The sequence below is a fragment of the Aeromonas sp. R9-2 genome (assembly GCF_040908025.1).
GTDB lineage: Bacteria > Pseudomonadota > Gammaproteobacteria > Enterobacterales > Aeromonadaceae > Aeromonas > Aeromonas veronii.
This window is the reverse complement of sequence record NZ_JBFOCX010000030.1, coordinates 101,958-112,532: the sequence shown is the minus strand read 5'-3', so window position 1 is coordinate 112,532 and position 10,575 is coordinate 101,958. Positions and strand designations below refer to the sequence as shown.

General features: G+C 58.6%; 9 protein-coding genes, 1 rRNA gene and 1 riboswitch. Of the genes, 6 read left to right on the top strand and 4 right to left on the bottom strand.

Annotated elements, in window-relative coordinates; all coding sequences use genetic code 11:
* Positions 1-112 precede the first annotated feature (112 nt).
* The 5 genes from rrf to AB5Y71_RS17220 all read left to right on the top strand — a co-directional run bounded on the left by rrf (position 113) and on the right by AB5Y71_RS17220 (position 5,607).
* Positions 113-227 (top strand): 5S ribosomal RNA (rrf, locus tag AB5Y71_RS17240).
* Positions 228-510: 283 nt separating this feature from the next.
* The gene (locus AB5Y71_RS17235; protein ID WP_139732807.1) at positions 511-963 is read left to right on the top strand and encodes a pullulanase; all 453 of its coding nucleotides are present in this window, start codon (positions 511-513) and stop codon (positions 961-963) included.
* Between the two features lie 211 nt (positions 964-1,174).
* Entirely contained in the window at positions 1,175-3,322 is a 2,148-nt protein-coding gene (locus AB5Y71_RS17230; protein WP_368172073.1) for an adenosylcobalamin-dependent ribonucleoside-diphosphate reductase, read from the top strand.
* Between the two features lie 10 nt (positions 3,323-3,332).
* Entirely contained in the window at positions 3,333-4,016 is a 684-nt protein-coding gene (locus AB5Y71_RS17225; protein ID WP_368172072.1) for an NrdJb, read from the top strand.
* Between the two features lie 220 nt (positions 4,017-4,236).
* A complete protein-coding gene (locus AB5Y71_RS17220) occupies positions 4,237-5,607 on the top strand; it encodes a PhoH family protein (protein WP_005339173.1) in 1,371 nt (456 codons plus the stop codon).
* 82 nt (positions 5,608-5,689) lie between these two features.
* Here AB5Y71_RS17220 and thiQ read toward each other — a convergent pair whose 3' ends face one another.
* The 3 genes from thiQ to thiB are packed head-to-tail and all read right to left on the bottom strand — an operon-like array spanning position 5,690 to position 8,968.
* Positions 5,690-6,385: a thiamine ABC transporter ATP-binding protein gene (gene thiQ / locus AB5Y71_RS17215; RefSeq protein WP_236367593.1), complete on the bottom strand. Its 696-nt coding sequence runs from the start codon at positions 6,383-6,385 to the stop codon at positions 5,690-5,692.
* Positions 6,372-7,991: a thiamine/thiamine pyrophosphate ABC transporter permease gene (gene thiP, locus AB5Y71_RS17210; protein ID WP_236367600.1), complete on the bottom strand. Its 1,620-nt coding sequence runs from the start codon at positions 7,989-7,991 to the stop codon at positions 6,372-6,374. The genes thiQ and thiP overlap by 14 nt, the downstream gene beginning before the upstream one ends.
* Positions 7,988-8,968: a thiamine ABC transporter substrate binding subunit gene (gene thiB, locus AB5Y71_RS17205; protein ID WP_236367592.1), complete on the bottom strand. Its 981-nt coding sequence runs from the start codon at positions 8,966-8,968 to the stop codon at positions 7,988-7,990. The genes thiP and thiB overlap by 4 nt, the downstream gene beginning before the upstream one ends.
* 60 nt (positions 8,969-9,028) lie before the next feature.
* Positions 9,029-9,119, bottom strand: a riboswitch (TPP riboswitch).
* An 89-nt stretch (positions 9,120-9,208) separates the two neighbouring features.
* Between thiB and AB5Y71_RS17200 the strand changes: the two genes are divergently transcribed.
* Positions 9,209-9,499, top strand: coding sequence for a PilZ domain-containing protein (locus tag AB5Y71_RS17200; RefSeq protein WP_005339160.1), 291 nt, complete (start codon positions 9,209-9,211; stop codon positions 9,497-9,499).
* A gap of 30 nt (positions 9,500-9,529) precedes the next feature.
* On the opposite strand, the gene AB5Y71_RS17195 is transcribed toward AB5Y71_RS17200, so the two are convergent.
* Positions 9,530-10,459: a transglutaminase domain-containing protein gene (locus AB5Y71_RS17195; protein ID WP_368172076.1), complete on the bottom strand. Its 930-nt coding sequence runs from the start codon at positions 10,457-10,459 to the stop codon at positions 9,530-9,532.
* Between the last annotated feature and the right edge of the window lie 116 nt (positions 10,460-10,575).

Here is a 10,575-nt window from a genome sequence, read left to right as displayed (position 1 = left end):
GAAGTGTTTCTGGCCTTGTAGCGAATGAACGAACTACTCAAATTCAGTGGTAATGACAAAGCAAACTGGCCAAGTCGTTATTCACGTCAGCTTTCCAAGATTGAAGAATTTGCCTGGCGGCCATAGCGCCGTGGAACCACCTGATCCCATGCCGAACTCAGAAGTGAAACGCGGTAGCGCCGATGGTAGTGTGGCATTCGCCATGCGAGAGTAGGACACTGCCAGGCACCCAATACAAGAAACCCCGCTCGTCGAGCGGGGTTTTTTATTGCCTGCAATTCAGCACGTCGCCGGATTATTAGACTTTCCCCTTCTTGTCATTCATTGATTACCCTTCTAAAGCCCCAAAAAGGCCTCTTTTCTGTTCGATATTTATTCACTAGTTCAATGTGTTGGATATAAAAAGCACAGAATGTGATGCCTCTACCTTTCTTGTGATGCCTGCTCTGGTTTAATTCTTCAGTCCACATGGATGGACCAAGGAATCACAATAATTTAAGGAATAGACCCATGTTCAAAAGAACAGTAACGATGATGCTGGCGGCGGGAACCCTGGTATTAGGCGGTTGTGCATCCAATGGTGGTGCAGAGCAGGCAGTGGCAGACAACAGCGACTTCGGTGGCAAGTCCATCTACCTGCGCGGGGAGATGAACGACTGGATGGCGACTGATGAAAGCAAGGTAGTCAAGGTAGCCGACAAGCTCTACATGGCCAAAGGCACCCTCAAGAAAGAGTGGGCCCCCTACAAGTTCAAGTTTGCTGATTCAGGCTGGAGCTGCGGTACCAACTTTGGCTACAAGAGCCCGAGTGATGGTGTTGCCGTACTGGGTGGTGAGGCTGTGCCGGTCAACCCCTGTTCCAAGTATGAGGACATGAAGTTCTCACCGGATGCCGATGGCGTCTACGAGTTCTATCTGAATATGGCGGGTGAAACACCGACGGTATACGTCAAGAAGCCCTGATCTATCTCTGAGTGTTAAATCTCTCAGTAAATTAATCAGTTAAGTGCCTCGGCCCAGAAATCTGCTGGCCGGGGCATTTTTTTAGGTTAGAATCGGCGCCCTCATGGCATCAGGTGTACTATATGTTGTGTCATTAATTTTAGATGGCACCATTAGTTGTGTTTTCTGCTGTTGTTATGATGTCGATGCATTCACATAAGGTTGATTGAAAATGGCTAAATCGAACCCGGTGCTGGAGAGTGAGCTTGGCTCCCGCCTTATCCCCATGCAGGAAACGTCCCTCGAGATATGGGATAGCAAGTATCGCCTCAAGAGCAAGGATGGCACTCCCATCGACAGCTCTATCGATGAGACCTACCAGCGGGTAGCCCGTGCGTTGGCAGAGCAGGAGCTGGAACCGGAGGTCTGGTATGAGCCGTTCCTGTGGGCACTGCGCAATGGGGCCATTCCGGCGGGCCGCATCACCTCCAATGCGGGGGCGTTCGAGCACAAGCCTGCCACTTCAACCATCAACTGTACTGTTTCTGGCACCATCGAAGATTCGATGGACGATATCCTCGGCAAGGTGCACGAGGCCGGTCTGACCCTGAAAGCCGGGTGCGGTATCGGCTATGACTTCTCGACCTTGCGCCCGCGCGGTGCCTTTGTCTCCGGTGCCGGTGCCTACACTTCCGGCCCGCTCTCCTTTATGGATATATATGACAAGATGTGTTTCACCGTCTCGTCAGCCGGTGGCCGTCGCGGCGCCCAGATGGGCACCATGGATATCCGCCATCCCGATGTGATCGAGTTTATTCAGGCCAAGCGCGAAGATGGCCGCCTGCGCCAGTTCAACCTCTCTCTGCTCATCACCGAAGATTTCGTCAAGGCGGTGAAAGAGGATGCGCCCTGGTCGCTGATCTTCCCCTACACCGCCAAAGAGGTGGAGCAGGATGGCATTGGGCTGGATGATCCCGCTCAGGTGCTATGGGCCGACTGGCCCAACAAGGAAGGGGTTGTATTCAACGAGTTGGGGCAGGTCGCTTGCAAGGTCTACAAGACCATGCCAGCCCGCAAGCTCTGGAACGTTATCATGACCTCCACCTACGACTATGCAGAGCCCGGTTTCATCCTGATCGACAAGGTCAACCAGATGAACAACAACTGGTTCTGTGAGGAGATCCGTGCGACCAACCCCTGTGGTGAGCAGCCTTTGCCGCCTTATGGCGCCTGCCTGCTGGGTTCGGTCAACCTGACCCGCTTCGTTCGCGATCCCTTCACTGACAAGGCGGCCTTCGACTGGACAGCATTTCGCAAGGTCGTGGCCATCTTTACCCGCATGCTCGACAACGTGGTGGAGATCAACCAGCTGCCGTTGGCCAAACAGCGCGAGGAGATCACAGCCAAGCGCCGTCACGGCATGGGCTTCCTGGGGCTTGGTTCGACCCTGACTATGCTGCAGATCAAGTACGGCTCTGCGGCATCCGTGGCCTTTACCGAGCAGGTATCCCAAGAGCTGGCGATGACCGGCTGGCAGGAGTCACTGCGCCTAGCCAAGGAGAAGGGCTCTGCCCCCATCATGGAGCAGGAGTTTGAAGTGACTGGCAAGATGCTGCGTCTGCGCCCGGAAATGGCGGCTGATGGCATCAAGGTGGGTGACAAGGTGAAGGGCAAGGTGCTGCATGCGCGCTATAGCCGCTATATGCAGCAGGTTGCCGAAGTGGATCCTGCGCTGGTCGCCGAGCTGGCCGAAGTGGGTGGGCGTTTCACCCATCACAGTAGTATCGCGCCGACCGGCACCATCTCGCTGTCTCTGGCCAACAACGCCAGCAACGGCATTGAGCCGAGCTTTGCCCACCACTACAGCCGCAACGTTATCAAGCCGGGCAAGAAGAGCAAGGAGAGCGTCGATGTCTACTCCTTCGAGCTGCTGGCCTACCGCGAGCTGGTGAATCCGGCCGCCATGCCCTATGCCGATGATGAGGCGAGCCGTCTGCCGGACTATTTCATTACTGCCGATGACATCAGCCCGGCGCAGCATGTGGACATTCAGGCGGCGGCCCAGCGCTGGATTGACTCCTCCATCTCCAAGACTGCCAATGTGCCAACCGATTTCCCGTTCGAGCAGTTCAAGGACATCTACATGTATGCCTCGGACTCTGGCCTCAAGGGCTGCACCACCTTCCGCTTCAATCCGGAGGCTTTCCAGGGCGTGCTGGTGAAGGAGAAGGATCTGGAGAACACCCTGTACGATTTCACCCTGGAGGATGGCTCCGTCATCTCCGTCAAGGGGAACGAAGAGATCGAATACGATGGCGAGCTGCATACGGCCGCCAACCTCTACGACGCCTTGAAAGAAGGCTATTACGGTAAATTCTGAGAACGACATTATGGTCAAGAAGATCGACAAGAAAATCGTCGCCTACAAGGTGCGTACCAAGGATGAGCCGCAAGAAGATCTCTCTGTGCAGGATGACGTAGTGCATATGCACGAAACCGTGCTGCGCCCGGAGCGGCTGATGGGCACCACCTACAAGTTGAAGACGCCGGAGCATGTCTCCGAGCACTCGCTGTTCATCACCATCAACGACATCATTCTCAACGAGGGCACGGTTCACGAAACTCGCCGTCCGTTCGAGATTTTCATCAACTCCAAGAGCCTGGAGCACTATCAGTGGATCGTGGCGCTGACCCGCATCATCTCGGCGGTATTCCGCAAGGGGGGGGATGTCACCTTCCTGGTCGAGGAGCTGCGCTCGGTGTTTGATCCAAAGGGCGGCTACTGGAACAAGGGCAAGTATGTGCCGTCGCTGATCGCCGAAATTGGCAACGTGATCGAGAGCCATCTCACCGAGATCGGCATGCTCAAGGCGCCGGGACTGGATGAGCATCAGCAGGCGTTTCTGGCTGAGAAGCAAGCTGAGTTGAAAGCCGCTCAGGAGGTCGAAGAGCAACAGGCGGGCAGTGGTTTCCCGGCCAATGCGGCGCTCTGCTACAAGTGCCACACCAAGGCGCTGGTGCTGAAGGATGGCTGCATGACCTGCCTCAACTGTGGCGACTCCAAGTGCGGCTGAAAAACATGCCCAAGTAGTTGAACAATAGAGGAAAGACCGGCCACAGTGCCGGTCTTTTTATTGCTGTTTTTATGCGCAATCAAATCAGGCGGCCCAGTGATTTGTTGCACGATAGTAAAATCGGGCGTAGCGTTGAGGGTAATAAAACTGTCACGGCCGTGTGGTTTCAATGACATCTGAGATTCACACACGTGGCCCTTCAGTGCCAAGGAGGATGCTTATGGACAATACGGACCGAAAGCTGTTTATCCTGGATACCAACGTTCTGCTTCACGAACCCCTCGCTATCTACTCCTTCAAAGAGCACGACGTGCTCATCCCCATGACGGTGCTGGAAGAGCTCGATAACATCAAGGATCGCAACAAGGATGTCAGCCGCGACGCGCGGGTGGCCATTCGTGCGCTGGAAGATGTGTTCCGCGATGCAACCCCGGACCAGATCACCCAAGGCGTGCCGCTGGCTGGCGAAGCGAGCGGCAATATCTGCATCTTCAGTGATCACCATCTGCCGCAGGATGCCGAGGTCTTTACCGACAAGGAGGCCGACAACCGTATCATCAACGCGGCCCTCTATCTGCAAAAGCACGAGTTGAAGCGTCAGGTGGTGCTGGTCACCAAAGACATCAACATGCGCCTCAAGGCCAAGGGGGCCGGGCTTGCTCACGTTGAAGATTACCGCAGCGACCAGCTGATCGACGATATCCGCCTGCTGGCCAAGGGCTTTCAGGTGGTGCCCGGCAGCTTCTGGGAGCGGGTTGGCGAGTGCGAGAGCGAGACCCACGGCCGCGACACCATCCATGTGATTGATGCCAACCTGCTGGAGGGAGTTCACGTAAACCAGTATCTGGTGGATGAGGAGAATTTCTTCGCAGCCCGGGTGCTCAGCCACGATGGCAGCAAGATCCGCATCAAGGATCTGGGCCGCGAGCGACTGATGTCCCGCAAGGCGTGGGGTGTCCATCCCAAGAATGTCTATCAGGGGATGGCGTTGGATGCACTGCTCGATCCGCACATCGATCTGGTGATCCTGACCGGCCCGGCAGGTTGCGGCAAGACCTTGCTGGCAATGGCTGCTGCGCTGGAGCTGGTGATTGAGAAGGGCATTTACGAGAAGGTGATCGTCACCCGGAATACCCCGGAAATTGCCGAAAGCATCGGCTTCCTGCCCGGCACCGAAGAGGAGAAGATGATGCCCTGGCTGGCGGCGGTGACCGACACCCTGGAGGTGCTGCACAAGCAGGACGAGAACATGAGCGGCTCGCTCAGCTACATCATGGAGAAGGCCAATATCCAGTTCAAATCGGTCAACTTCATGCGCGGGCGCAGCATCCAGAACACCTTCGTGCTGCTGGATGAGTGCCAGAACCTGACCGCTTCCCAGATCAAGACCATCATCACCCGTTGCGGCGAAGGCACCAAGATCGTCTGCTCCGGTAACCTGGCACAGATCGACTCCAACTACCTGAGCCCGGTGACCTCCGGTCTCACCTACATCGTCGAGCGTTTCAAGGATTTTGACGGCAGTGCCAACATCTTCCTCAATGGTGTGGTGCGCAGCCGACTGGCTTCGTTCGCCGAGGAAAATCTCTGATTTAGCTGACTATCTTCATATGAAAAAGGGAAGCCACTTGGCTTCCCTTTTTTGATCCCGTCACCAGTTCAGTGTCCTTGGGTCACTGTCCAAGGTAGCGCAGCAGCCCCGGGTGGTCGCTGTTTTGCAGAATATCCGGCTTGCCTTGCAGGGCGATGCGCCCCTCGTCGACAAAGAGCACCTGATCGGCAATCAGCTGAGTATCTTCCGGATTGTGGGAGACCATCAGTACGGTAATGCCCTGTTCGCAGGCTAGCCTCGCCACTTCCGCCAGCATCTCCCGGCGCAGGGCGGGATCGAGGGCAGAGAAGGGTTCATCCAGCAGCAGCAGCGGTTTGCCGCGCACCAACGCGCGAGCCAGCCCGACCCGCTGCTGCTGGCCGCCGGAGAGCTGCTCCGGCAGACGGTTTAGCATCTCGCCAAGACCGACCCGCCCGGCTGCATCGATCACCTGTGCCCGTTGGGCGGCACTCAGGCGCAGCCCCGGGTGCAAGCCGATGGCGATATTGTCGAACACCGACAGATGGAGGAACAGGTTGTGATCCTGAAACAGGGTGGTGACTGGTCGCTCGGCCGGGCCCAGCGGCAGCAGATCTTCGCCATCGAAGCTGAGGCGGCCCGACTCCACCGGCACGAATCCGGCGATCATCCCGAGCAGGGTCGATTTACCTGCGCCGCTTGGGCCGATCAGTGCGGTGATCTCCCCCTTGGGCAGGGTTGCGCTGAAGCTGACGCGCCAGTCGGGGTAGCTGGTCACCAGCGTATCAATGTTCAGCATGTTTTCCTCCAAGCCCCCGTTCCACCAGCCAGAACAGGGAGAAACAGAGCGTCAGCAGCAGCAGAGCGGTGGCGGCCGCCTCGGTCAGGCGGTAGCTGCCGAGCTGTTGGTAGAGCAGCCAGGGCAGGGTGGTGAGCTCCTGACTGCCAAACATGGCGATGGCGCCGAGATCCCCCAGCGAGAGGATCATCGAAAGCGCCATCGCCAGTGCCAGCGGGCGGCGCAGCAGCGGCCACTCCACCAGACGCAGGCGATGCAGGCCGCGTACCCCCAGGCTATCCGCCAGCCGGTCGTATTGGCGCACCACCAGCTGCATGGGGGCGGAGAGGGTGCGCAGCACGTAGGGTAGCGCCATCAGGGCATTGACCAGTACCACCAGCCAGGGGCCAAGGGCAAAAACATCAGCAAAGGGCATAAACAGGATAAAGAGACCGGTAGAGAGCACCACCGCCGGGATCATCAGGATCACCGAGCCGCTGGCCTCCCACAGGGCGGCAGCCCGCCGCTTGCGAGCCCGTATCCGTAGATGACGGCTGGTCAGCAGCAGTGCACCGCCGAGCAAGGTGGCCAATGCACCGGCTGCCAACGCAATCAACAGCGACTGGCCGCTCGCCTGCCACAGTTTGGCGGAGGTGAGCGCCGTCAGCAGACCGGGGTGGAGGCCGGCGACGATGATGGCCAGCAGCGGTGGCAGAAAGATGGCGAGCCCGATACCGAGCGAGAGCAGATCCACCACCGCCGTGCCCGGCTGATGACGGTCCGGCCGCAGGCAGGGGCGACGGGGTGTCACCCTGCTGGCCGGGGTGCTCTGCAGCTTGTGCTGCAGGGCGAGCAGGGCGGCGGTCAGGATGAGCTGCACCAGCGCCAGTCCGCCCGCGGTGGCGAGATCGAAGTCAAAGCGCAGCGCCTGATAGACGGCCACCTCAAGAGTGGTCGATTTCGGCCCGCCCCCCAGCGCCAGTACGGTAGTGAAGCTGGTGAAACAGAGCATAAAGATGAGGCTGGCCAGCCCAGGCAATATGCCGCGAATAAGTGGCCACTCCAGCAGCCGGAAGATATGGGATGAGCGCATGCCGAGCTGGCTGGCGAGGCGCCAGCTCGATTCGGGGATGCTCTCTATGCTCTGCAGCATCAGGCGGGCCGCCAGCGGCATATTGAAGAAGACGTGGGCCAGCAGGATACCGAACAGGCCGTAGAGATAATTGCCGGGATCCAGCCCCAGTGATCGCAGTAGCTGCGGCAGCCACCCTTGCTTACCGTGTACCGCTACTATGCCGAAGATGGCGATGATGACCGGTAGTACCAGCGAGAGGCCAAACAACTTGATCAGCAGGGTTCGGCCAATGAAACGGCGCCGCGCCAGCGCGCGGGCCACCGGAATGGCCAGCCCGAGACTGAGCAGGGTGGAGAGCAGTGCCTGCCCCAGGCTGAACCCCAGCACATGACGCAGATAAGGATCTGCGAGCAGGGTGCGGGGTGCCAGCGAACCGGCCTGCCACAACAGGGCCACCAGCGGCCCGAGGGATAACAGCAGGATCAACAGGGTGGCAGTACTGCCCGGCAACCACCAGAGGGGACGCTCCTGTGGTTTCAGATGACGGCTCACTGGGTGACGGCTTGCAGCCACTCGCGGATCCATCCTTTGCGATTGGCGGCCACCTCATCGCTGCTGAAGGCGAGCGGCTTGGCTACGGTGATCATCTGCTCGAAGCCCTTGGGCAGCGGCGTGTCGATCACCGGATACATCCAGTTGCCGGTCGGGATTTCCTGTTGGAAGGCGGGGCTCACCATAAATTGCAGGAACTGGTCAGCCAGCTTCTCCTGTTTGGCTCTCTTCAGCTTGGCAGCCACTTCTACCTGACGGTAGTGACCCTCCTCGAAGGCGGCAGCCTGATACTGGGGCTTGCTCTCGGCAATCAGGTGATAGGCCGGAGAGGTGGTGTAGGAGAGCACCATGTCCGCTTCGCCATCGAGGAACATGCCATAAGCTTCTGACCACCCCTTGGTGACGGTGACCGTCTTTTTGGCAAGCTCGGCCCAGGCGGCAGGCGCCTTGTCGCCGTAGACAGACTTCATCCACAGCATCAGCCCCTGCCCCGGGGTGGAGGTGCGGGGATCCTGATAGATCACCTTGAGATCGGGCCGCTCCACCAGCTCTTTCAGGCTCTTGGGTGGTTGCTTGAGTTTGTCCTTGTCATAAACAAAGGCGAAGTAGCCGTAGTCGTAGGGGACGAAGGTATCATCCTGCCAGCCACCCGGCACCTTGATGCCGTCGAGCTTGGCGGGATGGGGGGCGAACAGGCCGCTCTGCTTGGCTTCACTGATGAGGGCATCGTCGAGCCCCAGTACCAGATCAGCCTTGCTGTGGTTGCCCTCCAGCCGCAGCCGGTTGAGGATGGCGACCCCATCTTCGAGGGGAACCAGATTGAGGGTGCAGTCGCACGCTTTCTCGAAGGCCTGTTTGATCTTGGGCCCCGGACCCCACTCGGCAGTGAAGGAGCTGTAGGTGTAGACGGTGAGGGTGTCGGCGGCGAACACATTGGCCGACAGCAGGCCGGTGGTGACCAGCAGCAGGGTCTTCATGGGTGGCACTCCCTATTACTTGTTAATAACGAGGTGCCAGCGGGTGAGGGCGCAAAAAATGAGCGCCATGCCTCAAATTCCTCCGCCAGCATTATCTGGATCAGGTACACGGGTATAATCTCAGCGGTAAACCGCACCCCGTTTGAGAAACGAACCGCATTGTATTAACGTTCTTTTGGGTAGACCAGCACAATTGTGCAATACCCATGAGATGACGCCCACCCAACAGAGGATGTTCGCGTGCTTACCAATACCAAGGAAAGGCGTGCCTTTGCGCGCATGGTCATCAATGCTCCGGTCACCGTCTATCAGCAGCAGCTGGTGCTGGAGGGGATCTGCCGGGATCTCAGTGCCAACGGCATGGGGATTGCGGTCTCTGAACACCAGCTCGACATCAATCAGCCCATCCGGATCAGTCTTGCCACCAACAACAACCTGTTGCCTCCCTTTGAAGCCCATGCCCGTATTATCCGAGTGCTGGAGGAGGAGAGCGGGTTGCTGCTGGCGGTGGAGTTTTTGCCTCAGGGTTAATCCTCTCTCCCCATCGGCAGAGGGAGGGGATTAGCCTTTTTCCTGAACCGGCTGCACACTCAACTGCTTGCTATCGACCAGCGTTTTGCTGGTCGATGCTATTTGGCCTGCAGGCAAGGTGGCGGGACCGGTAGGTTCGAGCAACAGGTAGTTCTGCCCCTGCCAGTTGAGGGTCACATCCCCCGGCTTGGCGGGCAGGTCAACGGCCAGCAGGGCATGGCCGGGGACGAACACCATGGCCTGTTTCAGCTCGGGAAAGAGTTGGGCCAGCATGGCGGCCATCAGGGTTACCTTGCTGTCGCAATCACCCCGGTTCTGCTCCAGCACCTGACGGGGAGATAGAAATCCCTTGCCCTGCCTGCCGTTCAGGCTGTCGAGCTGCTGATAGGGGATGCTCTGGATAAAGGTGAGCATATGGGCCACGGTCTTCTGGCGCGCTTCCGTTTCGGTACTGCCCTGCTGCTTGAGTTGATCCGCCAGTGGAGCCAGCCCGCTGCGACTCTCCAGCGCGATGCGCACATGATCCTGCTTCACCGCCAGCTGCCCGTCCGGGGTGTTGAAGTACTGGAAGTAGTGTTTGGTCAGCCACGCCTGCTCCTCTTTGCTCCGCTTGGACTGCAGAAAGGCCATCGCCTCGCGCGCCTTGTCCTGATTGCGGCTTTTCAGATGCAGCTCCAGCGAGGGACGGGCGAGGGTGAACTGCACCTCGGGGTAGTGCTGGCGCACCTCCCGCAGCAACACTTGCAATACCTCCTCCTGCATTCTCGCCGGGCGATAGGCGATAAGAGGCGGCAACTTGCCCTGTTCGAGCCGGTAGGTGAGCTGCTGGGGTTTGCCTTCGCTATCCTGCCAGCCGACGCTGATCTGGCCGAGGCTGTTGTTGAAGCTGGTTTGGCTGGCACCCGCAGGCAGGGCAAGCAGCAGGGCACAGAGCAGAGGAATTGCCGTCGGTCTCTTCATCATCCTTTCCTGTGGCACGGGCCAGTTCCGGTGGCCCAAAGTGGGAAGCGTAGCGGACAGTAAAACAGGGAGCCGAAGCTCCCTGTTGATTCTACTCGTTTTTTTGCAACTGGCGC